Annotated in this window: 23 protein-coding genes, 1 other RNA gene, 1 pseudogene and 1 riboswitch; of the genes and pseudogenes, 4 read left to right on the top strand and 21 right to left on the bottom strand. The window is 41.2% G+C overall.

Annotated features, from left to right (window positions below):
- Positions 1-37: 37 nt before the first annotated feature.
- The 5 genes and pseudogenes from MHI08_RS10005 to MHI08_RS10025 all read right to left on the bottom strand — a co-directional run.
- Complete coding sequence (locus MHI08_RS10005) at positions 38-3,634, bottom strand: dynamin family protein (protein ID WP_342499598.1); 3,597 nt, start codon at positions 3,632-3,634, stop codon at positions 38-40.
- A gap of 133 nt (positions 3,635-3,767) precedes the next feature.
- Complete coding sequence (fbpC, locus tag MHI08_RS10010; RefSeq protein WP_306299200.1) at positions 3,768-3,875, bottom strand: Fur-regulated basic protein FbpC; 108 nt, start codon at positions 3,873-3,875, stop codon at positions 3,768-3,770.
- 64 nt (positions 3,876-3,939) lie between these two features.
- Positions 3,940-4,449, bottom strand: a complete 510-nt coding sequence (locus tag MHI08_RS10015) for an isoprenylcysteine carboxylmethyltransferase family protein (RefSeq protein ID WP_073206028.1) — start codon at positions 4,447-4,449, stop codon at positions 3,940-3,942.
- A complete protein-coding gene (locus MHI08_RS10020) occupies positions 4,446-5,546 on the bottom strand; it encodes a 3-oxoacyl-[acyl-carrier-protein] synthase III C-terminal domain-containing protein (protein ID WP_342499599.1) in 1,101 nt (366 codons plus the stop codon). The genes MHI08_RS10015 and MHI08_RS10020 overlap by 4 nt, the downstream gene beginning before the upstream one ends.
- Before the next feature lie 323 nt (positions 5,547-5,869).
- Positions 5,870-6,236: pseudogene (locus MHI08_RS10025) on the bottom strand (hypothetical protein); the annotation flags it as partial.
- Positions 6,237-6,528: 292 nt separating this feature from the next.
- On the opposite strand from MHI08_RS10025, the gene MHI08_RS10030 reads away from it, so the two are divergent.
- The gene (locus tag MHI08_RS10030; protein ID WP_024422757.1) at positions 6,529-7,386 is read left to right on the top strand and encodes a polysaccharide deacetylase family protein; all 858 of its coding nucleotides are present in this window, start codon (positions 6,529-6,531) and stop codon (positions 7,384-7,386) included.
- A 189-nt stretch (positions 7,387-7,575) separates the two neighbouring features.
- On the opposite strand, the gene pbuX is transcribed toward MHI08_RS10030, so the two are convergent.
- From pbuX to MHI08_RS10090, 12 genes are all read right to left on the bottom strand, one after another.
- On the bottom strand, positions 7,576-8,895 hold the full coding sequence (pbuX, locus tag MHI08_RS10035; RefSeq protein ID WP_342499600.1) for a xanthine permease PbuX: 1,320 nt from the start codon (positions 8,893-8,895) through the stop codon (positions 7,576-7,578).
- Positions 8,892-9,476, bottom strand: coding sequence for a xanthine phosphoribosyltransferase (xpt, locus tag MHI08_RS10040; protein WP_024422759.1), 585 nt, complete (start codon positions 9,474-9,476; stop codon positions 8,892-8,894). Before xpt ends, pbuX begins: the two co-directional genes overlap by 4 nt.
- Before the next feature lie 117 nt (positions 9,477-9,593).
- A riboswitch (purine riboswitch) is annotated at positions 9,594-9,693 on the bottom strand.
- Positions 9,694-9,829: 136 nt separating this feature from the next.
- The gene (locus MHI08_RS10045) at positions 9,830-11,335 is read right to left on the bottom strand and encodes a carboxypeptidase M32 (RefSeq protein ID WP_025093083.1); all 1,506 of its coding nucleotides are present in this window, start codon (positions 11,333-11,335) and stop codon (positions 9,830-9,832) included.
- A gap of 125 nt (positions 11,336-11,460) precedes the next feature.
- Positions 11,461-13,398, bottom strand: a complete 1,938-nt coding sequence (locus MHI08_RS10050) for an ATP-dependent DNA helicase (RefSeq protein WP_185854499.1) — start codon at positions 13,396-13,398, stop codon at positions 11,461-11,463.
- A 75-nt stretch (positions 13,399-13,473) separates the two neighbouring features.
- Positions 13,474-13,671: a hypothetical protein gene (locus MHI08_RS10055; protein WP_024422762.1), complete on the bottom strand. Its 198-nt coding sequence runs from the start codon at positions 13,669-13,671 to the stop codon at positions 13,474-13,476.
- Positions 13,672-13,776: 105 nt separating this feature from the next.
- Positions 13,777-14,931 carry a class I SAM-dependent RNA methyltransferase gene (locus tag MHI08_RS10060; protein ID WP_034623490.1) on the bottom strand — a complete coding sequence of 385 codons (1,155 nt, stop codon included), beginning with the start codon at positions 14,929-14,931 and terminating at the stop codon, positions 13,777-13,779.
- A gap of 108 nt (positions 14,932-15,039) precedes the next feature.
- Positions 15,040-15,426: RNase P RNA component class B (rnpB, locus tag MHI08_RS10065), an RNA gene on the bottom strand.
- A gap of 60 nt (positions 15,427-15,486) precedes the next feature.
- On the bottom strand, positions 15,487-15,792 hold the full coding sequence (gene gpsB, locus MHI08_RS10070) for a cell division regulator GpsB (RefSeq protein WP_012010336.1): 306 nt from the start codon (positions 15,790-15,792) through the stop codon (positions 15,487-15,489).
- A gap of 75 nt (positions 15,793-15,867) precedes the next feature.
- Positions 15,868-16,410, bottom strand: a complete 543-nt coding sequence (locus MHI08_RS10075; protein ID WP_029706022.1) for a DUF1273 domain-containing protein — start codon at positions 16,408-16,410, stop codon at positions 15,868-15,870.
- 48 nt (positions 16,411-16,458) lie between these two features.
- Positions 16,459-16,698, bottom strand: coding sequence for a CotD family spore coat protein (locus tag MHI08_RS10080; RefSeq protein ID WP_073206049.1), 240 nt, complete (start codon positions 16,696-16,698; stop codon positions 16,459-16,461).
- Between the two features lie 316 nt (positions 16,699-17,014).
- Positions 17,015-18,262: a ribonuclease H-like domain-containing protein gene (locus MHI08_RS10085; protein WP_342499601.1), complete on the bottom strand. Its 1,248-nt coding sequence runs from the start codon at positions 18,260-18,262 to the stop codon at positions 17,015-17,017.
- A gap of 24 nt (positions 18,263-18,286) precedes the next feature.
- On the bottom strand, positions 18,287-20,533 hold the full coding sequence (locus tag MHI08_RS10090; RefSeq protein WP_056767104.1) for a DEAD/DEAH box helicase: 2,247 nt from the start codon (positions 20,531-20,533) through the stop codon (positions 18,287-18,289).
- 159 nt (positions 20,534-20,692) lie between these two features.
- On the opposite strand from MHI08_RS10090, the gene MHI08_RS10095 reads away from it, so the two are divergent.
- Positions 20,693-21,811, top strand: a complete 1,119-nt coding sequence (locus tag MHI08_RS10095; protein ID WP_024428115.1) for an NADH-dependent flavin oxidoreductase — start codon at positions 20,693-20,695, stop codon at positions 21,809-21,811.
- 57 nt (positions 21,812-21,868) lie between these two features.
- Here MHI08_RS10095 and MHI08_RS10100 read toward each other — a convergent pair whose 3' ends face one another.
- Complete coding sequence (locus MHI08_RS10100; RefSeq protein ID WP_342499602.1) at positions 21,869-22,375, bottom strand: PTS glucose transporter subunit IIA; 507 nt, start codon at positions 22,373-22,375, stop codon at positions 21,869-21,871.
- Positions 22,376-22,543: 168 nt separating this feature from the next.
- Between MHI08_RS10100 and MHI08_RS10105 the strand changes: the two genes are divergently transcribed.
- Positions 22,544-22,963 carry an Hsp20/alpha crystallin family protein gene (locus tag MHI08_RS10105; protein ID WP_048239363.1) on the top strand — a complete coding sequence of 140 codons (420 nt, stop codon included), beginning with the start codon at positions 22,544-22,546 and terminating at the stop codon, positions 22,961-22,963.
- 19 nt (positions 22,964-22,982) lie between these two features.
- Here MHI08_RS10105 and MHI08_RS10110 read toward each other — a convergent pair whose 3' ends face one another.
- The 3 genes from MHI08_RS10110 to MHI08_RS10120 form a co-directional block, all read right to left on the bottom strand.
- Positions 22,983-23,444, bottom strand: coding sequence for a YppG family protein (locus MHI08_RS10110; protein ID WP_342499603.1), 462 nt, complete (start codon positions 23,442-23,444; stop codon positions 22,983-22,985).
- A gap of 108 nt (positions 23,445-23,552) precedes the next feature.
- Positions 23,553-23,933 (bottom strand): YppE family protein, encoded by a 381-nt coding sequence (locus MHI08_RS10115; protein WP_342499604.1) that lies wholly within the window; start codon positions 23,931-23,933, stop codon positions 23,553-23,555.
- A 49-nt stretch (positions 23,934-23,982) separates the two neighbouring features.
- Positions 23,983-24,216, bottom strand: coding sequence for a DUF5446 family protein (locus MHI08_RS10120; protein WP_223251001.1), 234 nt, complete (start codon positions 24,214-24,216; stop codon positions 23,983-23,985).
- Positions 24,217-24,413: 197 nt separating this feature from the next.
- Between MHI08_RS10120 and sspM the strand changes: the two genes are divergently transcribed.
- Positions 24,414-24,518, top strand: coding sequence for an acid-soluble spore protein SspM (sspM, locus tag MHI08_RS10125; RefSeq protein ID WP_012010346.1), 105 nt, complete (start codon positions 24,414-24,416; stop codon positions 24,516-24,518).
- The last annotated feature ends 5 nt before the right edge of the window (positions 24,519-24,523 follow it).

Raw genomic sequence — 24,523 nt, forward strand, 5'->3', positions numbered from 1 at the left:
TATCAACTGCTTTCTTTTTTATATAGTGTATCATGACTCAAATGGTTTTCAACTGGTTCTTCCATTCATTTGTTTGCTTGTATACTTGTTCTATCATCGCCTGCTCTTTCGCATCTGTCGTTAAGCTCATGATAAATGTTTGTTTTTGTTCACTCAGCTGCTTAAGCGCTTCTGTTTCATATCTTTCAGTAAAGGTCTTTACCATCATATCGTATCTGCTCTGTAATTCTTCTTTTTCTTTATCTGCCCATTTCGTCGTTAATTGGAAAAGGACATCTCGAATCGCTTCAATAAACGCTGCCTTCCCGTTTTGTTCAAAGAAAGCTTTCGCTGATTTTTGCTTCTTTAAGAGCGGCTCAAACGGCGTCAGGTCCGCTTCCACTTCAATTTGTTTCAGCTCGGCATTCTTCTCATCTGGCGGCGACAGCCGGAGAGAAAAGTAAGGATCTTCTGCACACGCAGCCTGTAACCCTTTCTCCCACTCCTCTTTGAAATATTGAGTGATAAACGATTCCATTCGAATATCAAGCGCTTTTATCTCCTGTACAAATTCAAATTCATAATCCTTTAACGCTTGTTCCAGCGCTTTTTTCAACTCCTGTCTGAAGTCCCCTTGAGATATTCCAGGATAAAAGGCTGTCTTTAACAGATCGTTTGCATAAAGTGACAAGCGCTGAACAATGTGGTACAGCTGTTCGTGCAAGTCCTTTTTCACACTTTCTGTTACTAGCTTAGATCGTTTAATATGGCTCATTTGATCAACGATCGCTTCATAGGATGTGTTTATCTTTTTCTTTTCTGCTTGCTTTTCATCTTCCGACTGATGCAGCGTCTCATGCAGCTTGTCGACTGTTCTACATAATGTACTCGCTTCAAAATACAGCAGCTCAATCGCATCTTTCGTTAATTCTTCCTCAATAAAATAGTCAAGCTGTGTTCTAAGCTGTGCATACTGATTAAAAGGCGACTGACCCTTTCCTTCAATCTCTTCCTTACTGGATACATGATGAAGGTTTGGATGCCGGATGCCTTCTTTTGTGAGCTCATTTTTCACATAGTCAAAGACGGTTTCAAGCTCTGTTTGATCCTTTGCGAGGTCAGCTGCATTGATAATAAAAAACATTTTATCCATGCTAAATGAATCTTTTACAAGCCCGAGTTTACGTAAAAATGACCGGTCTGCTTTTGAGAAAGAATGCTGGTAGTAAGTTAAATAAAGAAGGGCATCAGCATCCTTCATATATTGAAAGGCAATCTCTGTGTGACGTTTATTCATACTGCTGGCGCCTGGTGTATCAACAATCGTCAGTCCTTTATCTGTTAAAGGTGTACTTAAATAGACCGTCACTTCCTTCACCACACAAGAAACAGCCTCTTCTGCCACATATGGCTTTAATTCTTGAAGGGTGACATTAAGCGGTGTTTGTTTTTGAATGGAATCACGGAACTTTTCATGAGCGTTTAAAAAATGGTCAACAATGATGCGGTGATCCTGTTCAAGCTCTCTTTTTTTCAGCGTTCGCTCGAGTTTCGCTTGAAACGTATCTCCCTTTTCTTCTGTTATAGAATAACCGAGAATTTGATCGAGCTCTTCTAATATTTCCTGCTCGGTTTTAAACACCACTTTCACACTTTCATGCGGATGGTCTTCTGTCGGCCGGGTCAGCTTATTGATCGTGGCCGTCGTTGGTGTAGGAGATGATGGCAGCACCTTTCTCCCAACAAGGGCATTGGCAAACGAAGATTTCCCCGAACTAAAAGCACCGAATAAGGCGAGTGTAAATTCCTTTGCTTGCAGCCGCTTTGTTCGTTTTTCAAAGGACTTTCTTTGAGATTGCAGCGCGTTTAATGGCATTAAAATTTGAGAAAGCTGCTCAAACTGGTCAATCGACTGCGCTGTCGGGATATGCTGTGATTGTCGCATTTGATCAAGCTTTATCTGCTGCTGATTTTCTTTTTCGCTTTCTTCCGTATGAGTTGATGCTTGATTCTGATTTAGCTCGTCATGCTGCATCCGGTGTTTTTTCACATAAAACCAATCTTCTTCGATCTGCTCATTTGTTCCGTTTTGCCATATATCCCATACATGCTCAATATCTTTTCTGATTTGATCATTTTTTTCCATGCATTGCTCCAGCGCTTGGAGCTCCTGTGCTGCCTGGGCCCATTTATCTTGCTGCTTTCCCTTTTCATTCAGGAGCTGGGTTTTCAGCATCTCGGTCATTTGTTCAATCAATGGTATTGCTTTCTGTTTCGTCTGTCTTTTCAGTGCTTCACCAGCATCTTTTGCATATTGCAAAACGTATTCATTTGAAAATGTCGCACCGTGATGGATCACGTTTTCAAGCAGTGATTCTTCTACAGGCGTTTCAAACGCCATCACTTGATTTAATAATTCTTCACCAAGCTGATGCTTCTTGACTTCTTTTTTGAGCAGTTCAGCAATATGCCAGTCTACTTCTGCTTTCATTCTTGCTTTGACATCTGCTAAGAACTCGTTCGCCCGCTTTTCTTTTTCCTGCTCGGTTTTATTTTTCGCGAACAGCAGTCCTACCTTAAAGCCAGGTGCTTTCGATTCAATATAATCACTTGCGAGCTCCCTCATTTTAAATGGGGTTAGATTTGCATTTTTTAAAATGTTCTCGACTTCAGAAGACACTTCATCTTCTAACTGTTTTGCTCCATTTTCAATGAAGCTGCTTTTCGCTTCGAGTTCCTTCACTTCTTTTCTTTTTTCTTGAAGCTGTAAATCCAGACCCTCTTCCTGCAGCTCTTCTTTTAATGAGTCAATATGTTCTTTTAAGACGTGCTCTATTTTCTGCTCGGTATAAGCGCGAAGCGATGCTTTCGGCAATGTTTGTAATTCTTGCAGTTTCTCGATTAAACGAATCATTTCGTTTCTTGGATGCGCCTCATCGGTTACAGATGTAAAGTATAGGTGTTCTTCTTCAATGCCTTCTTTTTGAAGCATATCAACTACTTGATTTTTGTAGTCTTCAAACGCTGTCTCATGCTCATCATGTCGATCGACTTGATTTACGATGAAATAAAGATTTGGCACTTTCTCTTTAATGGAGCGAATGAAACGAATGTTTTCCTCCGAATGAACATGGTTGTAATGAACGACATAAAAAAGAGCATCTGCTTGATGAAGAATAGACGCAGCAGATAAAAAGTGAGCATGATCCGTTGAATCAATTCCGGGTGTATCAATCACTGCCACATTTTCTTCCAGTCCTCTATAGTCCCCGCTAATTTCCACCATTTCAATCTGTTCTCCATCCTTACAAAAACGCTGAACTGCTTCTTTATCATAAGAACCGCTCATTTTTGCAAAACGGCCATCTGAGGTGTGAAGCTTTACTTCACTCTCCCCTTTCCTCACGACGACCAAGTTTGCACTTGTTGGAATTGGACTCGTTGGCAGGATGTGATCATGAAGCAGATGATTCACAAGTGATGACTTTCCAGCTGAATAGTGGCCGGTAAATGCGATATACACTTCTTCTTCTGCTTCCTTTTTGATAATCGATGCAAGTTTGGCTGCGCGTTCATGATCATCCCTTTTGAGAAGGCTTTGATATAAAGCACCTGTAGTTTGAACGAGCGAATCTCGAATAGACAAGTCTTCCATGACGATAAACCCCTTTGTTTTTAGAAAAGTCAGTTATGTATGTGATACCATTTTACACAAAATGAAGAGATTTTTCTTCTGATCTGAGGAAATAAAAAAAATCTGCTGCCCGATCAGTCGCAATTGACTGCGATCAGGAAGCAGATTTTTTAGAAACACCTTTTAATACGAAGCCAATTAATAGGCTGTATACACAGACCGTACCGAGTAAGAAAACCATTGTCATGTGATCACCGTCCATCCTTCGTGATTGAGAATGCTTATCATTAATGAAAGTGTATCACAATTGATAATGATTTTCAATATTAATTTAACAAATACTGATTGAGCGCTTTCTCTTCTGTTTGAATTCTCACGGCCATCATCCATGCATTTAAACATGTGAACAAAATGGCGGTAAAATAGGCATTAAACAAAAGCGGGATCAGCATAAGCTCAATTGCCACCACTACATAGTTAGGATGCTTTAACCAGCGATAAGGTCCTTTTTTCACCATCATCGCATTTGGTACAACTAAAATCTTTGTATTCCAATACGTCCCAAGAGAACATAATGCCCAGTATCGAATCACCTGTGTGGCCAGCAGGAAAACGAGAAGCACAAGAAAATAGCGCGACGGCGTCTTGTTTAACCCCCATACCTCAACCATGAGTGAGAGAAAAAAGCCCGCATGCATTGCGACCATATAACGATAATGACTAGCACCAAATTCTATGGCACCGATCGCTTTTACTTTCTTTTCATTTCTTTTAGCCACAAGCATTTCAATAAGCCGCTGACAAACGAAGAAACCAATGACGAGCCAAATGATCATGATAAGACCTCCTCCCATTTCATGAGCAGCAGCTCTGAGGAAAAGCCCGGACCAAGCGCTCCGCAAAGACCCATATCTCCCGCTTCAGCAGATTGATGTTCAAGATAATGTTTGATCACATACAAAACTGTGGCAGAGGACATATTTCCGTGTTGTTTAAGTACTTCTTTTGATGAAAAAAGTTGATTCTCTTGTAAGGATAGACTTTCAATATAGGCGTCAATCACTTTTTTTCCTCCAGGATGAGCAAGAAAAACTGATAGATCTTCTGCCGAATACCCTTGCTGCTCTAAAAATTGATCGACTTGCTCCTTTAACCAGCCTGAGATAATGGAAGGGATGTCACGGGAGAAAATAACCCGAAAGCCGTCACTTGTAAATTCCCAGCCCATCACATCCTCAGACTCTTTCATTGTCACGGATTGTGTACCAATCACTTTAGGGACTGTTTTGAGATGGGTATATTCTGATACACCTTTTTCTCCAGTTAAGAGTACCGCGGCTGTCCCGTCTCCGAACAAAGATGTCCCGATTAAATTGCTTTTAGATTGATCTTGCGGCTGGAAAGTTAAACTGCACAGTTCACAGGCGACAACCAGAACCTTTGCTTCTGGAAATGCCCTTATGTATTCGTAAGCCCGGGACAACCCTGCCGCTCCGCCCCCGCACCCTAATCCCCAGATCGGTACTCGTTTCGTATAAGGCGAAAAAGGAAGAACATTCATCAGTTTTGCATCAAGACTTGGTGTCGAAAGTCCGGTGCTTGAAATAAAAAACAATGCATCGATCTCTTCAAACGGAATCGGTTTTTTCAGGAACGCCTTCTCATGAAGACAGTGTATGACCGCTTCTTTTGCATGAGCCAATGCTTTTTCCAAATAGAGATTGTTTTTCTCCTCAAAAGAGTGGTGCGTCTGATACCATTCAATTGGCTGCACAAACTGTCTGCTCTCGATTTCTCCGTTTTGAAAAGCTCTGAGCAGCCGGTCGATATCTTTAAACGATCGTTTAAATTGGGATCTAGCAAAAGCAGCCGCCTTTTTCTGATCCACATGATGTTTTGGCAGACTCGTTCCAACAGAAAGAATGTACGCCATCGGCTTCACCTCTTTTTCCGATTAATATCCCCTATCGAAAAAAGGATATACATGCCAAAACGTCACAATTCAGTCAAAATATTTTCCTCTGGCTAACTTTTTGTCTTGACGACAATTGATAAATATTGGATAATATAGGTGAAAACATGATGTAGTTTTCCTCCTTCACAGGTTCGTTCTAAGCCAAGCGAACCTGCTTTTTTATGCAAAAAAACACCTCTAAAAGAGAAGTGTTCAGACCGTAGAACCCCCCCTTTACTTTAAATAAAAGTGGGGTTTTCACTATAATTATAAAGGGTTTACGCTGGACATAGTGTTTTCCATGTATGATTTTGACTTTGTGTACAGTTATCTAGAAAAGAACAAGTTTTACAAACCTCTGAACCGGACACATATTGTTTAAATCCTTCTCTAGTCCGTTGTACGGTAAGAGAGAATTTGCCGATATGGGCACAATATGCGTCCATACACGCATTCATTCTTTTTAAATTAATCTGCTGCTATTCTCGGACGAATGTAAGGCTTGACAGGTTTATCTCTTGATCTATAAAAAGTTAGCTCTGATTCAGTTGTACTGACTTTGATTTCTTTTGTTTCTTCTTTATTTTGTAGTGGTAAGAACTTTTCTCTATGATTTTTGAGATTAATCGCCTCTGTCTCCACTTTCCACATGAGCACCCTTTTTTCAATGAAATCGTCATTATACAACACTTTCATAAGGAATCTCCCTTTCGCTTCGAATTAATGGTCAAATCTGCTGCTATCTTAGCGTATAAATATTAACGTTTCGATCATTATTCGGAATGATTTTATTTAAACATGAATGGATCACCTTTTTTTGCTGATCAACACAAAGTAACAACCATATAAAAAGGATTTTTCCCACTATATACTTAATCAATATGAGTACCAAGAAAACAGTGAAAAAAAAAGGATCTACAACATGGTTCGGCTCTAAATTTAATTGACTGGAGTGATTGTAATGAAAAAGGTTTCCAAAAAAAAGACACCCTACAACACGATACTTCTCTCAAAGGTAATTGGTTTAGTGCTTCTTACACTGTTTCTCTTTTTTATCTGGGATATGTCTAAACCCCATTTGCAGGCGACAAATGGGCAAGCAAAAAATGTTGCCAGCAGTGACTTCCGTGACACAAGCATCAGTCTGAAAGCAAAAGATCAGTCTACAAGGACATTGGACACACATTTTAAGACCAATCCAAACCAACAGGCAACGAATAAAACGGTCTTTTTAACATTTGATGATGGTCCTTCTGCTACATCAAATCAGCTGTTAAATGTATTAAAAGCACATCACGTGAAGGCGACGTTCTTCATGCTTGGACCGCAAATCCAAGCACACCAATCAGCTGTGAAAAGACTTTATCAAGAAGGACATCAATTAGGGCTTCATGGCATGACGCATGATATAAACCTCTTTTATCAGAACAGCGAGTCTCCCGCAAATGAAATGAGAGAAGCTCAGCGTATTCTTGCCTCTGTTACAGGCGTCTACAGCCGTCTTGTAAGAACCCCCTTTGGCAGTGTTCCAAATTTAACATATCATCAAAAAGTACGTTTAAACCAAAATGGCTTTATTTACTGGGACTGGACGATTGATAGCCTTGACTGGAGATATAAAAACTCACAATATGTTCCAGAGGTATTGAATCAATTGCAAATGTTTGAGAAAAATAAACCATGGGAACCAAAAGTAATATTAATGCATGATCAACCCTCTACCACAAACTATTTAGATAGTCTGATTATACAGCTAAAAGCAAGGGGCTATACATTTGCAGTCATTAACGAAACAATGCCGCCGGTACAACATGAATAGTGCTAATCACAAAAAGCCCGTATCCAAAAGATGCGGGCTTTCAGCTTGTAGACAAACCCTCACACGCTCCTTCCTAGGATCCTAGGACTTCAAAGGTTTTTTATCAAGCTAAAAAGAAGACAAAGAGCTAAAATAAAAGGTCAGTTTAGCTCTTTGTCCATCATCTGAACCCTTCTCCAAGAGAGGGGTTTACATAACAGATTGCTTAGGTTCTTCTGCCAGGTCATGCCCGGCTTCTTTTTTAAAAGGAATCATGTGATAAATAATATGAAGCAAAATAGCGGTAAAGCTTCCGGCCACAATGCCGTTACTTGTTAATAATTTAATCGATTCTGGCAGATGCTCAAACATTTGCGGTACGACAGTAACTCCTAAGCCGATTCCCACGGAGCAAGCGACGATCAGCAAGTTCTCCTGCTTTGCAAAGTCCACGCGCGAGAGCATTTTAATACCGTATGCAATGACCATGCCAAACATGGCAACCATTGCACCGCCAAGAACTGATTTTGGAATAATCGTCGTAAAGGCAGCGATTTTAGGAAAAAGACCAAATAACATGAGCAATGCCCCTGTGACGACAATGACTTGGTTTTTCTTGACGCCTGTTAACTGGATCAATCCAACGTTTTGCGAGTAGGCTGTGTATGGAAAAGCATTGAAGATTCCGCCTAATAACACAGCAATCCCCTCTGCCCGATAGCCTTTAGCCAAATCCTTCTCTTTTAATGACCGGTTTGTTAAATCACCTAATGCAAAATAAACGCCTGTTGATTCAACTAATGACACAATCGCAACTAACGTCATGGTCATGATCGGTGCAAATTCAAAGGTCGGCATCCCAAAATAAAATGGCTCAATCATACGGAAAACCTGAGCGTTTGCCACCTCAGCTGTTTCCACTTTCCCCATAAACGCAGCAACTGCTGTCCCAAGAAGAATACCGATTAAAATGGCGATCGCCTTCATAAATCCTTTCGTGAATCGATAGAGCAGTACAATGATAAACAGTACAAGGAAAGCGAGTCCTAGATTTTCAAAAGAACCATAGTCTGCACTTCCTTCTCCTCCTGCCATATTGTTCATCGCTACAGGAATGAGGGTGATACCAATAATGGTGACGACAGAGCCTGTTACAACAGGCGGGAAAAATTTCACAAGCTTTCCAAAGAAAAATGAAAGAAGAATGATAATACATCCTGAAGCGATAATACTTCCATAGATAGACGAAATTCCATACTTAGAGCCAATCGCAATCATAGGCGAAACCGCAGTAAATGTACAGCCTAATACAACAGGCAGACCAATCCCAAAGAAGCGGTTTTTCCATACTTGAAGCAATGTGGCAGCCCCGCACATGAAAATATCCGCCGAGATTAAGTAAGTCAGCTGTGCAGGCGTGAGCCCGAGCGCATCTCCAACAATGAGCGGTACAAGAACAGCACCGGCATACATCGCCAGCACATGCTGAATACCCAGTGAGAGCGTTTTGACTTTTTTAGCGGCACTCATGATTGTACCTCCCGTACAAACGTGACTTTCCCTTCCTCAAGTGATTCAATACGTGCGAGCGACTCAACGCGGTAGCCCATTTGCACAAGCGCATTTCTTCCAGGCTGGAATGATTTTTCAATGACAATGCCAAATCCGGCTACTTTCGCCTTCGCCTGCTTTGCAATCGCAGCAAGTCCTTTCGCAGCTTCACCATTCGCTAAAAAGTCATCGATGATTAACACACAATCATTTTCACTAAGATGCGTATTTGAGACAGCAATCGTGCTTTCTACTTTTTTTGTAAAAGAGTACACACTGGCTGTTAACAGGTTATCCGTTAATGTGAGTGATTGACGTTTTCTTGCAAACACAACAGGTACTTGAAGAGCAAGTCCAGCCATCACAGCAGGTGCGATGCCAGAAGATTCAATTGTGATGATTTTTGTAATGCCATCATGCTTAAATAATCTAGCGAACTCTTGTCCGATCTCATGCATTAACACAGGATCAATTTGATGATTTAAAAAAGCATCTACCTTTAACACTTGATTTGACAGAACGATTCCTTCGTTCTCAATTTTTTGACGTAACAATTCCATCATTCTTCCCCCTAGCATATTGGCAAACATTCGATTTTTTGCATAAAAAAAGCATTGCTGTCCATGAGGAGCAAGCAATGCGAAAACGATCAACGATCTTCAGCTCAAAACAAGAGCTGTTTCATTTTGCTCACTCATAGTCGGATCGTATCGGTGTCCGGTAGAAACTTGCGTGCCATCATCACGCGATTATATGAGTGTTATAGTGTTCAAATTATAACAAGATTTCAGACGCTTGGAAAGCACTTTTCTAGAAAAATACCGAACTTAAATAATAGATCAGAACAAAATGTTCGTTTTTAGAATATTCAAGCATCAAAAAAGCACCCCTCTCATGAAAGGGTGCCCTTCTTTTATGATAAATACAGTTTCGTATATTTATCCGTTAAGTAGTCGATTAAATATTGAACATTTAATTCTTCGCCTGTTGCATCTTGAATGATTTCAGATGGCTTTTTCCGTTTACCATGCTGGTGAACATGTTCCGTCAGCCATTCTTTTATCGGTGCAAAAGACCCAGTTTGAATGAGCTCATCAAAATTTGGTAAATCTTTGATCATTTGCTGCTTTAATTGCGCTGCATACATATAACCAAGGGCATATGAAGGGAAATAGCCAAAGCTTCCATCAGACCAGTGAACATCCTGCAAGATACCGAGTGCATCATTAGGAGGCGTAATACCAAGATACGCTTGATATTTTTCATTCCAAAGTGCAGGCAGATCTTCAACTGCTACTTCTTCATTGAAAATCGCTTTCTCAATTTCATAGCGGATGATAATGTGAAGCGGATATGTCAGTTCATCGGCTTCAATTCGAATGTAAGTCGGCTTCGATTCATTCACTGCATGCACAAAGTCTTCTAAAGAAACATCTTTAAATTGCTCAGGTGAAGCTTCTTGCAGCTTTTGATAATACGTTTTCCAGAAATCTTCGTGTCTGCCGATAAAGTTCTCAAAGAAAAGAGACTGTGATTCATGGATACCCATCGAAGTCCCATCACATAAAAGTGTTCCGCTCAGTGCTTCATCAATGTTTTGCTCATAAATCGCATGACCACATTCATGAATCGTGCCAAAGATCGCCATTCGAAAATCATGCTCATCATAACGGGTCGTCACACGTACGTCACCTCTGCTTAACGTTACAGCAAAAGGATGGACTGTTGTATCAAGGCGGCCTGCGTCAAAGTCATATCCTAGTTCTTTTAAGAAAAAGAGACTCAATTCCTTTTGTTTATCGATTGGGAAGCTTTTCGATAAAAATGAAGTATCCGGCTTATTAGGTGAGGCTTCGATTTTTTTCACTAGAGGAACAATAGCGTCACGAAGTGCACCAAATTTTTGATCAAGCTGTTCAACCGTCATATCTGGTTCATAGTTATTGAGCAGCACATCATAAGGCGTTTTTTTCACGCCCCAATATTGGATGAAACGCTTGTTAAAGTCGATAAGCTGTTTTAAGTATGGTGCAAAGAGTGAAAAGTCTGATTTCTCCCTTGCTTCTACCCATACATGCTCCGCTTTTGATTGCAAAATCGAGTATTCTTTAAATTCTTCTTTCGGAATTTTACTGTTTTCATCATACTCTTTTTGTGATAATTCGAGCGCCTTCTGTGTATCTTTTGACAGCTCATCTCGATGTTTGTTTAATGCGAGAAGAAGATCTCTCATTTCATCAGAAGTCTTCATATTAAAAATATCACTTGATAATTGACCGATCGTTTCAGCTCTAAAATCCGCACTTTTTTTAGGTGCTTGTGTTCTAGAGTCCCAATAAAGTAAATGGAGCGCCTCTGTATAATGGGCGATTTTCCCTAGTAATTGATAAAACGCTTTCTCAGTTGCTTCAAGACTCATGCGTTTGTTCCCCCAATCAATAAAATATGTATGTACGTTTCAAGGCTACTTCAATGAATGTTCTTTTGTCAATGAAAAAGGAGGATACACCGTGGTATCCTCCTCATTTGCAAGCTTTCACCTATTTAAGATGTGATGATGGGCTTCACTGGCAGGACAGATTCAATTTTACTTTGAAGCTTAGTATCTTCCTGACGATCAAAGTAAATATGAATGCTTCCTGCGTCTTGGCTTGTCCGGATCAGTCTTCCGATCCCTTGGCGTAAGCGAAGCAGCATATACGGAAGGTCAACTTCAGCATGTGCATCCTTTGCTTCATTCCGTTTCGCTTCAAATACTGGATCATGCGGCGGATAAGGAAGTCCCCAGATGATCACATTCGTTAATGATTCACCTGGAATATCAAGCCCTTCCCACAGATGAACTGAGCATAACACGGATGTTTCATCAGCTTGGAACTTTTGAACAATCGTGCTGATTTCCTCGTCTCCCTCAAAATATACGTCAAACGGCAGTGATTCATTTGCTGCTTCAAGTTGTTTTCTAAAGAAATGAAGTTCATCAAATGAAGGGAAGAGAATCAGAGATCGTCCTCCATTTTCTTTCAGCTGAGTGATCACTTGCTGTGCTTTTGCCTCTTGCTCAGCGAGCTGCTGAATTCCATGGAAATAAATCTTCATTTGTTCATCGTAATCATACGGCGAAGCGACACTCATTGATAAGTAATCTTTAATCCCAAGACTTTCAGCTAAATAATCAAAGGATTGATTCTCAGACAATGTAGCGGAAGAGAAAATATATGGTCTTTTTTGCGAGAATACTTTTTCGCCAAGTACCTCTGCGACCGTCTTCGGCATCACAACAAATGTTGTATCTAATTCCTGTTTTTCCAGCCAGCTAATGGCATTTTTTTGATAAAGCGATAAAGAATACGCCATTTGTTCAATGTATTCTTCCACAACAGATAATTCGTATTGATCGATCGTATACATCTCAGATTCAAACACGAGCGCTTCTCCGATTTTTTCAAGCAAGTCACACAATTCACTTGCAGAACGCTTCACCTCATCGACACGCCCAATTTCAAGCCGGTGCGAGCCTTTGACTTCTTTGGCATGCGTTTTTAAGAGATAAAAGAACTCATCGTTTGTTGCAAGTGCATCTTCAACAAGCTCTGCAAATTCTTCGCGTATGTCGTTTTGCAAAAGACGTTCCAAAAATGTTTCGAGCGTTGATTGCTTCACTCGGTACGTTAACGCTTTTTGTGCGGCAAACTCGAGCAGATGTCCCTCATCAAATACGACGGAGCTATGCTCAGGAAGCAGCGGAAGCTGACCCTCACGTTTCCGGGATTCCTTCGTCCACACATGCTCCATGTAAAAATCATGTGAACAGATGATGAGATCTGTCGCTTTCCGGTAATGATCTCTTGATAAATTCAGACCGCAGCGATGACGCATATCGCACGTCAGGCAGTCCTGAAACGAGTCATAGCCAATTCGTGACCATTCATCATTTGATAATTCTGGATACTCTTTTCGATCGCCATACGGATAAAAGGTTTGCATGCCATGTGATTCATGAACAAATGAAGGCAGTGATTCATAAATATCGAGCCACTTTTCATCATCTTCACGCTGCATCGTTTTCTCCAGCTTTTTTAAGCATAAATATTGATCATGCGATTTACTTAATCTCGCATCTATTTGAATATCAAGGTGATTGGCAATTTTATAGATATCACCTTCTTGTTTAACGAGCTGTTCAATTAACGTTTCGTCTGCACATGCAATAATCGCAGGCTTCCCTGTATACCTTGCATATGTGACGGCAAATAATAGATAGACGATGGTTTTGCCTGTGCCTACCCCAGCTTCGGCAAACATCACACTTTTTTCTTTAAAGGCTCTTTCTAGTTGAAAAGCCATAAATATTTGTTCATCTCGAAGATCAAAGCCCTTTTCTGGCAAAATGTCATAAAACACATCACCAATCCAGTTGCCCAGTTCTTCGTAAAAATTGTGTTCTTTTGATAATGAAAAAGGCAAACGAGATGCTGTCACCTGCTTCAACCCCCAACTTTTGAATCATTCAGACATTCAATAGTACCATTTACGCTGGGGAAAAACAATCTTTTTTTATGAGCGCAGGCGATGCTGATAGCTTTCCTTCATTAAAAATGCATGCTCAGAACGTTCTATGTATGCCTGAGCCAGCGCTAAATCTTCGATGGCTGCCGTAAGCTGAGCAGATTGTCCACCTTCATGCCCTTCAATTTCTTGAGCAGTCGAAGCGAGTGCTTTTTGGATTAACTGAATTTGATCATAATGAATCATGAAGACACCTCTTTTTTTAAAATCAAGTTCAGTTTATTCCGTCTCGCCGAGTGTTATACCTTTTCAGCATAAAAAAGCCGCACCTTCTTTCGGTGCGGCTCTTTATTACGATTCGGTTGGTTGCTTTCTAGGCGGGCGTTTTCCCCAATATTGATAATAGTCTGTTTTGATAAATCCGTTAAACAGTTTTCTCTTTTTCGTCGCTTTTCTTCCGAAGCACTCTTCGAATTTTTCGTGTGACGTTAAGATGTAAATGGACCATGTATCTAGGTTCTTAAACGCTTCACCCATTCCTTGATACATTTTTTCAACTGCTGGTTTATCACTCAGTCGTTCACCATAAGGAGGATTTCCGACAATCACACCGTACTCTTCTTTTGTTTGAAAGTCTTTTACTTGCATTTGTTTAAACTCAATCAGTTCACTCAGTCCTGCTTCTTCTGCATTCATTTTTGCGATATCTACCATACGATGGTCGATGTCACTTGCAATAATGCGGAGCGGCTGATCATAGTTTGCTTTTTCTTCTACTTCCACACGCGCTTTGTTCCATACGTCTTCACCGATCCATTCCCATGATTCAGACGCAAAATCCCGGTTAAATCCTGGGGCAATATTTTGTCCTATCATCGCTGCTTCAATGGCGATTGTTCCTGATCCGCAGAAAGGATCAACAAACGGACGGTCAGGTGTCCAGTTCGTTAATAAGACGAGCGCAGCAGCAAGCGTTTCTTTAATAGGTGCTCCGCCTTGATCCATGCGGTATCCGCGTTTATGAAGACCTACACCAGATGTATCAAGCGTAAGAACCGCTTTATCTTTTAAAAGAGCGATCTCGATTTTATATTCAGGTCCCGTTTCTTCAAGCCATTCAGACTGAATATTGTAGGAGGATTTAAGCTTTTGCGCAATGGCTTTTTTGACGATGCGCTGGCAGTCCGGCACACTGGCAAGCTGAGATTTAACAGATTTCCCGATGACAGGAAACGTACTGTTTTTTGGTAAAAAAGCGGCCCAGTCAATCGCTTTCGTCCGTTCAAAAAGCTCATCAAATGTTTTAGCCGAAAATTCAGCAACTTGTACCTTGATCCGGTCTGCTGTACGCAGCCAAAGGTTTGCACGGCAAATCGCAAGAGCATCCCCCTTGAAAATCACTTTTCCGTTGTCGACTGTGCACTCATAGCCAAGGTCTCTTACTTCTTTTGCAACAATTGCTTCAATTCCCATTGGAGCTGTTGCGATGAGTGTATAGGTTTTCATTGATTTATCACCTGTTTTCTCGTCCTTTTATGTATTCAAGATAAAAGCTCTCCATATGTTGAAATAGGAGAGCTTTGTTTCATCATGTTTATTATAACGGATATAACGTTCTGTAAGCCATGTTTTGTTCCATCGTACTGCAAACGGCAAATGCCTCGTACTCAGGTGGTAATCATCTATCTACAGAATTCTCTGTCCTTCTCTCCGTTTGGTTCCTTTGAGAAAGTTCCCCTACCAAGTTTGGGTTTCTCGCTCGAGGGGTTTACCGCGTTCCACTCTCACCATTTCTAGTGAGACTTCGTCACTGTGGCACTTTCAAGGATACTTTGCCATATCCTAAAAAGGACGTAGGCATTTTTCCTGCCGTCAGCCTTTCCCAGGCTGCCCTGGCTTATTTTTTCGCCAGGCACGAACACTACGGGCATCTCAGCACCGTGCGAGCATGGACTTTCCTCTGCAATGCCCTAAATAGCATTACAGCGATTACCCGAACGTTAATCAATAAGCGTTATTATAAACGACAATGACATCTGACACAAGCTTTTTCAGCAACACTCAATCATAAAGTTTGCTGCCGAAAACGTGTTTCTCAAGGTTCGATAGTCTTTTTAAAATATCAAAGTTTGTTGTATTAGACTGTGCAGGCTGTCTTTTCCCTTGTTCAACAGCTTCTTCAAGCTGTTTTGACAAGTGGAGGTTTTCTTGTTGAAGTTTTTCAATTTCTTGGTTGAATGTCTCATAGTCTTTAATGACCATATCTAAAAATTTATCGACTTCTTCTTGTTTGTACCCTCTGACACCTGTTTTAAATTCTTTTTCTAAAATTTCTTTCGCAGAAAGCTTTACTTTATCAGCAAGCATCTTTTTCACCTCATATCGTGAATTCATAGTATATTTTTTCAGAAATACGTGACGTTGTCAAATTTTCTCTTGCTTTTAATCAAAAAACGGATCTTCCGCCTCAACCTGCGCTCTTAGATCATCCATCGTGATGTACATAATCGGGTAATCGGTATAGGCTTCCGCCTCCCTGATCATATACTTCGGCGATCCCTCATGCTCGGGATCATATAAGACGAGAAGACCATCTGTTTTTTCAATAAAAAAGCGGTTCTTTTGTTTAAATTGTGCCGGACTTTCGTACGGTCTATGCGTGACACTTTCTACAAAATCGGCCTGTGCAAGAATTCCTTCATACAACTCTTTGTTTTGTTCATTCCAGCGCTCTTCCTGTTCATAAAATGGCGTAATGACTGCAAGTTTTAACGCTGGATATTCCTCCTGAAGCTCAAACACCACTTCGGCTGTCCAAATTTCTGCCCCAAGCTGGCCTGAGATGAGAACCCATTCCAGACCTTCTTCGATAAGGGCTGTCAGCCTTTTTTGAAGCTCCGCTTTTATGTATTGAAGTGCAGGCTCGTCTTGTTTGAATATCCCAAGCTCAAAGGGCTTGTACCCTGTGACAGCAATAATTTTCATTTTTTCACCTGCTTTTAAAAAATGGGACTTATAAAAGTCCCATTCACTTTATCTGTTACAGCAAGGTCCACCGCAGTTAAAGTGTTGATGTGTTGTCGGGTCCACCTGAGAAAACGTATGCGGGAAGTAGTGAACATGTTTGAAATTATGGTGGTGAACATTTGTCACATGCTGCGGGTGGATATGCGGCACAATTGTTGTTGACTCGCTGTGTGTACAGCAATGATTCGTCGGATGAACAATTGGCTGTGTAACATTCGGATGGCAATGATGGTGATGATGGTACATGTAGCATTCCCCTCTCCTTTATTTTCTTACATTAACAATGTATGAATTAAGAGGTGTACATGTACTAATGCATTAACCTATTTTAAAAGTTGGCAAGAAAAATATCTTTATAGTTTGAAAACACAAAAGCGACCAAAATGACCACAAGAAAAAACAAGTAGAAAAGACCCTTATACATGCTATACGCTCCTCATTCAATATCTAACGTTATTTTACAGGATTCGCGGACTTTCTACAATAAAAGTGCTAAACAATTTTTATTTTCGGCCGAGAGCCGAACGTTGTCATTTTTTGCGCTTTCCCGGGTAATATTATTTCATTGCCCAGCTTTTCTCAATAGCCGTTTTTTTCGTTTCTCAAGCTCTTTCGTGTCTCGCTCGCTTAACGATGAGAAAGATAATAAAGATTCCGTGATGGAAAGAGCTGACCTTGCATCTTTTTGGCGATGCTCTTTACACTTCGCAAGCTCTATACCCGCTTTTAAAGCTAAATGAACATCACTTGATTCAAATAATGTTTCCCAAATTCGAACTGCTTCATCCCACTCGTTTTGCCGTTTATATTGTAAGGAGAGATCAAAAGCCGCCTGATTGGCATGTTCAAAATCAGCACCTGTTAATTCCCGCAAATGCTTTGTAGCTTCCTGTACATCACGATGCGCAAGATGCCACCTAGCCAGTGCGTATTTCTCATCGTGCTCTTTTACCGCATCCATAGATAGAATTTTTTTGGATAGATGAATGTAGAGGCTGATTAACGAAAGGACGTCTAATTCATTATGAGTCAAAATCCCTTCAATGAGCTTCGGATTTTGTTCCTTTAAAAAGTGAAAATAGATCATCGGTGCCAAAAAACCCGGTGTGTCTCCTTCCCGGTGAACGTGCAGCTCTTCTTTTTCAACTACAGACAGCGCCATTCGTTCATATTTATGCTTCCACAACCGTCTTGACCCATGCAGAAGATCAAAGTGGCCAAACTCTGGAAGAGCAGGGATTTGATCTCGCAGCAAAGTATGTCTCGTTTTCACTTGCGGCCAATCGAATGATTTTCCATTATATGTAACGAGCGATTCTACGTTCACTTCATCGAGAAAGCTTTTATAAAGAGCCGCTTCATTTCCCGGATTTGTGAGCAGGTGCTGTTTCACCACTACTTTGTCAGCAAAGACCCGCGCATGTCCTAGCAAGAAGATCATATTTCCCGTTCCGCCAGATAATCCAGTTGTTTCTGTATCAAAGAAAAACAGTTCATGCGGCTTGTAACCTTTAGCCGATAGAGAATGCTGGATGCTGCTTTTGTTCCATGCCTCGATGATCTTTGGCAGTTCCGCAAACGAGTAGAGTCCATGCTTATCATCTAATGAATAGGTGACTTCTCGAATGAGACAAAAAGAATCCTCAAAGTGATAAGGAGCTGCTCCCAATTGCTCCCATTCCTTTAAAAATGGAATGTTATCGGCCGTCACAGGCTGAGGTTGCCCTTCCAATGCTTTTTGCCGTTTTTCGTTTGGCTGGTTGTGCGATAGGTGCTTCTTCATTCGATTTAATTTCCCTTTTAAAGACATGAGTAGGTATCTTCCTCCTTCCCCTTAAAATACAGACATCAATTCAACAATGCTGCTTTTTCCGCTCACCTCTTTCATTTCCATGCCAATGCAGGATGGACAGCCGTTCTCACAGCGGCACCGCTCTATCAGCTGAATGGCTGCACCTGCTATTTCATCGAAACGAGCTTGGACTTCTTTGCTTAAACCGATTCCGCCAGGGTAGTGGTCATATAAAAAGACTGTCGGTTTACCGGTATGTGCCGCTTTAATTTGTGAAACAACATGAATATCTGAGCGGTCACACATCACAAAAGCAGGTACAATGTGCTGAAGAACATTTGCGATGCCAAGCAGCAGCTGTTCAAGTGTCTTCTCTTCAAATCTCCGCTCTGCCTCGTGTAATTCAAACCAAGCCGCACTCGTATGAATTTCTTCTTCAGGTAGGTGAATTGGACCAGAGCCGATATTTTCACCAGTACTGAGCCGGATTTTTTTGAAAATTGTTGGCATTGCGTTGACAGTCACATCACCGTAGTGAACAGATACTGCTTCTTTCTCTGTTGTCTGATCGATTTCCAGTACCTTGAGCTGAACAGCTAAATTCGCATCTGTATAGTATTCTACATCTACTTGTTTCACATAAGCCTTCAAATGCTCGTAATCTAGCTTTTCTACTTGATACTGAACCCCTTCATGTAAATAAATCGCCTCATCATGAAGCAGTGTCATTGCACTGAATCGATCCATCTCTCCAATAATCCGAACATTCGCTACGTCGGATTGATCCACAATTACCACATTTTCTTGGCTTGCAGACCGCAGGCTGATGCCATGCGCTGGGAACGATTGATCTGACCAATAATACCGGTTCCCGCTAAAATGAAGAACCCCTTCCTCATGTAAGTATTGCAAAATGTCCTCTACTTCCATCCCGCCAAACTGTTCATCCGTCCGAAATGGCAGCTCGTAGGAAGCACATTTTAGATGATCCACTAAAATAATGAGATTTTCAGGATTGATTCTGGCTGCTTCAGGCGGTCTATTAAAGAAATATTCAGGGTGTCGGACAATATATTGATCAAGGGGTGAGGAACTTGCCACCATGATAATGAGCGCCTCCTCATGACGCCTTCCAGCACGTCCTGCCTGCTGCCATGTACTTGCTACACTGCCAGGATACCCCGTCATAATGCATACCTTTAGCTGACCTATATCTACCCCTAATTCTAGTGCGTTCGTGCTCACGACACCTAGAATGTCTCCTTCTCTTAACCCCTTTTCAATCACGCGCCGCTCTTTTGGCAAATAGCCTCCGCGATACCCGCGAATCGATTTTGGACCAATTTCTTTTTTCACAAGCTCTTGAATATGACTTAAAATCACTTCTACTCGTACTCTGCTTCTAGCAAAAACGATCGTTTGAATTTTTTCTTTTAAAAATGTTTTAGCCAATTGGTTGACGACAGTGGCAGCGCTTTGTCTAATATTTAATGGTTTATTCACCACCGGCGGGTTATAAAACACAAAATTCTTTTTACCGCTAGGCGCTCCGTTTCGTTCAATAAGATGCACTTTGCTCCCTGTGAGCTGCTGCGCCAGCTCTTTTGGATTTGCAATCGTTGCGGAAGTACAAATGAAAATCGGATCACTTCCATAAAATGCACAAATACGTTTTAACCTGCGAATCACATTAGCCACATGACTGCCAAAAACGCCTCGATATGTATGAAGCTCATCAATGACAATATACTTCAAATTCTCAAATAAACTGACCCATTTCGTATGATGAGGCAAAATAGCTGAATGCAGCATATCTGGGTTTGTGATGACAATATGTCCTGCTTGTCTGACTCGCTGCCGAATGGCCGGGGAGGTGTCCCCGTCATATGTTTCACTATGGATCGGAACATCCATCTCGTGGATGATCTCGTTAAGTTCACTCTTTTGATCCTGTGCGAGCGCTTTTGTTGGAAATAAATAAAGAGAGCGGTTTGTCTGGTCTTCTGCAATCGACTGAAGAACAGGCAGATTGTAGCAAAGCGTTTTACCTGAAGCTGTTGGTGTAACCGTTACTACATGCTCACCATTCATTACTCGTTCAAAGGCTTCTTTTTGATGAATATACAGCTCTTTCACGCCTCGTTTTTCAAGCGCCTTTTTTAGCCTGTCGTCCACTCTTTCAGGAACGGGTGAGGTCTGTGCAGGCTTTGCTTCAATTTCATGCCAATGTTCTACCTGTTCGTCTTTCTTTAATTCTTCTATCAGTTCGTTCATTGTTTTCTTTTTCATATTGCGTCCACCTCTCATTCTAGTGTACCGAATATTTGTTTGCATGACTAGGCGGCAATTTTTTGATGCGGACTTATGAGCAAATACTTTGAACTGTTGTAACAGTATCTATTACACTTCTAAAGTGAAATGATTTTATCAAGGAAGAAGATGATCAGATTGAAAAACGAATTTAAGCCTTTATTTGAACCATTTACGTTTCCAGGAGGCGCCTCTATTGATGGCCGGTTAGTGGTTGCTCCAATGACACACTTCGGTTCTCATGACGACGGCACCATTTCAAAAGACGAAATTGACTTCATTACAGCTAGATCAAGTGAAATGGGCATGGTCATTACAGCATGTGCGAATGTGACTCCAGATGGGAAGGCATTTGAAGGACAGCCTTCTATCGCAAGAGATGAAGATATCCCTGGCCTGAAAAAACTGGCTTCAGCTATCCAGGCAAAAGGAACAAAAGCCATCATTCAAATTCATCACGGCGGCTCTCAGGCTCTCCCTCATTTAGTTCCAAACGGTGATGTGGTTGCGCCAAGTGATGTGTTTAAAGATGGAAAACAAATTGCACGCGCTTTAAAAGAAGAGGAAATTACGCATATTATCGACTCCTTTAAAGAAGCGGCAAGACGAGCGGTTCAAGCAGGGTTTGACGGCGTGGAAATTCACGGGGCAAACGGTTATTTATTACAGCAATTTTACTCACCGCATAGCAATCAGCGTACAGATCAATGGGGAGGAAACGAAGAAAAACGTCTAGCTTTCCCTATTGCTGTTGTAGATGCAGTTAAAGAGGCCATCAAAGAGCATGCGGCTAAACCGTTTATCTTTGGATACCGGTTATCTCCTGAAGAACCAGAAACACCTGGTTTAACAATGACAGAGACGTTTACATTAGTGGATGTTCTCAAAACAAAAAGCCTCGATTATTTGCATATCTCTTTAATGGAGATTGGCTCTAAAGCAAGACGAGGCGCAGATTCTAATAAGACACGTATGGAACTGCTAAAAGAACGCTGCGGCGATGCTCTTCCGCTTATTGGAGTAGGCAGCGTCATTACAGCTGAAGATGCACTCCATGCTTACAATCAAGGAATTCCTCTCATCGCTGTCGCACGAGAGCTGATCGTCGACCCAGATTGGGCAAAGAAAATTAAAGAAGGCAGAGAACAAGAGATTGAAACCGTCATTAAACGCAGCCAAAAAGACAAGTATCTTATTCCAGAAGGATTGTGGTCTGTCATGGAAGCGAGTCAAGGCTGGGTTCCAATGGAGGATTAATATCCTCATTTAATAAAAAAACTACCCTATCAATGGGTAGTTTTTTCTATTCATGGATTACTTCATTTTCACTGTAAAGAGCTTGGACACCTGCTTTTCTACAGAGCCTTTTGGTTCTTTATCAAGCCGTTCGACCAGGTCACCGTTCATAATCACAATAGGTGTCACTGTACTTGATGCTTTCTCTTCAATCAGTTCTAAATCACACGTAATAAGAGGATCACCGATTTTCACTTTATCCCCTTCTTTCATGTGCGCTTCAAATCCTTCACCATTTAACCCAACTGTTTCAAGTCCGATATGAATCAGAAGCTCAAGCCCCGAGAGTGTTCGAATGCCAATTGCATGTTTTGTATGGAAGAGCTGAATGATTTCACCCTCTACTGGTGACACAATCGTCCCACTTTTTGGTTTTACTGCTACGCCGTCTCCCATCATCTTTTGAGAAAAGACGGGATCTGGTACATCAGTCATATCCATTAACTCTCCATCAACTGGAGAATAAATGACTTCTTCCTTTACATCATCTTGGTTTTTTCCGAAACCGAATAATTTTTTCAGCAATGTCTATTTGCTCCCTTCAAGCTTTGCTTCCTAGATCTATTCAGTGTATGAAACTTTGCACCCATACACCTTGCTTCATTAACACTATTTAATCATAATTTTTTCCTCTCATCAATTGATAACCGCCTGAGCCCTTTCTGCATAGGCTGTAGATGAGAGGTGATTCAGATGAAACATGAAGGCGAAAAGAAACATGAAATGCTGGCAAATGAAGATATGCTATATGAAGCGATTGAACAATTTTTTGCATCCTCCCCGTTTCACGAGATATTAAACAGTGCGGAGGCGCTCATGACCACATCGCACTCACTTGCATCAATTACGACCGATGTGACTGAGGACGAACAAAATGTGTATATCGAGATTCAATTTCCAGACCATTTTGTCGAAGGAGACATTGCGCTAGAAGTAAAAGCCCAATATTTACACTTATCCGTGCAGGAAAAAATCAAAACGGATACGACTTCCTCGTATTCCAGCTTTACCAAAACCATTTTAATGCCGGCAAAAATAGATGAAACGAAAATGAAGAGTTTGTGGAAAGATCAATCGCTTCATGTGTCTGCGCCAAAGCAAACAACCCAATAGTTCAATCTATTGGGTTTAGCTATGCTTTAAAAATGCTTGTAAATCCTTTCGCCAATGAGCCTACTTGATTCATTGTACTCATCATTTGGCCAGCTGTATCAAACATTTTGTTAAAATCGTATTGCCCATTCGTCTTTTTGAATTGTGACAGCACACTTTTAAATTGAGATGGCTGCTGTTTTTGCGGCCTTGGCAATGGATAAGGGTTCATAGGCGGCTGCATGGGCATCATGCCTGGAGGCTGCTGCATTTGGGGTGGATTCATCGCTTCAGGCGGCTGCATAAGCGGCACGTTTTCTTGGTATCCATAAGGCGGCTGATAAACAGTAGATGGTGCCTGATTCATTCCCCCTCCACCTTGATACGGCGGCATGAAATAGTCTGGAGGCTGCGGAGGCTGCTGCTGCATCTCTGGATACGGAAAAGGCCTTTGCTTGAATTGATTGAATTCATAAGGCTGCTGGTTTGAATAAGGGAACATCTATCTCGCTCCTCTCGCTCTCAACACATATTGATGTCACTCATATATTATGACCAAGAGCAGAAGATGTGCCTAAAGAAGCCATAAGAAAAACGCAGCATCATGTCTTTAGCTGCGCTTTTTGATTTCTTCTATTAAAAGGTTCAGAGTGTAAACCACTGACTCAACTAAATTTTTTACACGGGGTGCGTGCTGTTTACCAAAATAAGATTGCAGGATAACCTCTTTACCATTTTCTTTTACGGCTTCAAGCTGTTCTTGGTGTAAATATCTAGGTTTGGCCTGCTCAATAAACGAGATCGCAGCGGTGAGCCACTCCTCCATTTTCTGATCAAATGTAACAACGGCCGGCTGAATATCCGTATAAAAATCATACGATGGGTATTCCTCTTCAGCCTTTCCCTTTTGGTACTGCTTATACGCTTCTTCGATCCATATTCTCAAGTTTTGTGTATGTTCAAGTAATGTTTGATTATCCAAAGTGTTCACCTCTATGAACCATCCTATCAAACGTTTACCTATTGCTCAAATAGAAAAGCTATCCGGCGTGATATGCCGGTCTTGCTGCCAGTTTATACTCGGCTGCATGAAGCTTCACTTCACAGTCCTTTACTTCTGATTCAAGCCGGTCAATTATTTGTTCTTGCTCTTCTATCGCTGCACGTTTCGTCTGCTTCACAGCAAGAGACAGCTCTTCCTCCACCGCATCAATTTTTCGCTCGATTTCCTCTAACAACTGCATAATGGATTCTTTTGATACAAATTCGCTCATCATCAGATTCCTCCTTTATTGTCTCTCGTTACATTCTCTTTTCTTTCTCCCCCTCCTTCACACATGACAAAACTAGAAGCAAATCGCCATTCTAAGTGTAGATGAGCGCTATTTCTTCCTTTTCGACAGATGCTTGTCCTTCTTTGTATGATTGCGTCCGATTGTGTAAATTCTAAGGACAAAAGGAGGTAGATTTCATGAAAAAGCAGCCAGCACCAAAAGAGCAAAAGCCAAAAGGGAAAGAAAACAGTACAGATCAGCTTGATAAAAAGCTCGGCGGTCCTAATCGTCCATCTACGTAAAAAAA

Source organism: Bacillus sp. FSL M7-0791 (genome assembly GCF_038627085.1).
GTDB classification, from domain to species: Bacteria; Bacillota; Bacilli; order Bacillales; family Bacillaceae; genus Bacillus; species Bacillus safensis.

Coding starts and splice junctions, on each gene's coding strand:
- MHI08_RS10005 (WP_342499598.1), bottom strand. CDS start 3,634: ATGGAAGACTTGTCTATTCGAGATTCGCTCGTTCAAACTACAGGTGCT.
- fbpC (WP_306299200.1), bottom strand. CDS start 3,875: ATGGACGGTGATCACATGACAATGGTTTTCTTACTCGGTACGGTCTGT.
- MHI08_RS10015 (WP_073206028.1), bottom strand. CDS start 4,449: ATGATCATTTGGCTCGTCATTGGTTTCTTCGTTTGTCAGCGGCTTATT.
- MHI08_RS10020 (WP_342499599.1), bottom strand. CDS start 5,546: ATGGCGTACATTCTTTCTGTTGGAACGAGTCTGCCAAAACATCATGTG.
- MHI08_RS10030 (WP_024422757.1), top strand. CDS start 6,529: ATGAAAAAGGTTTCCAAAAAAAAGACACCCTACAACACGATACTTCTC.
- pbuX (WP_342499600.1), bottom strand. CDS start 8,895: ATGAGTGCCGCTAAAAAAGTCAAAACGCTCTCACTGGGTATTCAGCAT.
- xpt (WP_024422759.1), bottom strand. CDS start 9,476: ATGGAATTGTTACGTCAAAAAATTGAGAACGAAGGAATCGTTCTGTCA.
- MHI08_RS10045 (WP_025093083.1), bottom strand. CDS start 11,335: ATGAGTCTTGAAGCAACTGAGAAAGCGTTTTATCAATTACTAGGGAAA.
- MHI08_RS10055 (WP_024422762.1), bottom strand. CDS start 13,671: ATGATTCATTATGATCAAATTCAGTTAATCCAAAAAGCACTCGCTTCG.
- MHI08_RS10060 (WP_034623490.1), bottom strand. CDS start 14,931: ATGAAAACCTATACACTCATCGCAACAGCTCCAATGGGAATTGAAGCA.
- gpsB (WP_012010336.1), bottom strand. CDS start 15,792: ATGCTTGCTGATAAAGTAAAGCTTTCTGCGAAAGAAATTTTAGAAAAA.
- MHI08_RS10075 (WP_029706022.1), bottom strand. CDS start 16,410: ATGAAAATTATTGCTGTCACAGGGTACAAGCCCTTTGAGCTTGGGATA.
- MHI08_RS10080 (WP_073206049.1), bottom strand. CDS start 16,698: ATGTACCATCATCACCATCATTGCCATCCGAATGTTACACAGCCAATT.
- MHI08_RS10085 (WP_342499601.1), bottom strand. CDS start 18,262: ATGTCTTTAAAAGGGAAATTAAATCGAATGAAGAAGCACCTATCGCAC.
- MHI08_RS10090 (WP_056767104.1), bottom strand. CDS start 20,533: ATGAAAAAGAAAACAATGAACGAACTGATAGAAGAATTAAAGAAAGAC.
- MHI08_RS10105 (WP_048239363.1), top strand. CDS start 22,544: ATGAAACATGAAGGCGAAAAGAAACATGAAATGCTGGCAAATGAAGAT.
- MHI08_RS10110 (WP_342499603.1), bottom strand. CDS start 23,444: ATGTTCCCTTATTCAAACCAGCAGCCTTATGAATTCAATCAATTCAAG.
- MHI08_RS10120 (WP_223251001.1), bottom strand. CDS start 24,216: ATGAGCGAATTTGTATCAAAAGAATCCATTATGCAGTTGTTAGAGGAA.
- sspM (WP_012010346.1), top strand. CDS start 24,414: ATGAAAAAGCAGCCAGCACCAAAAGAGCAAAAGCCAAAAGGGAAAGAA.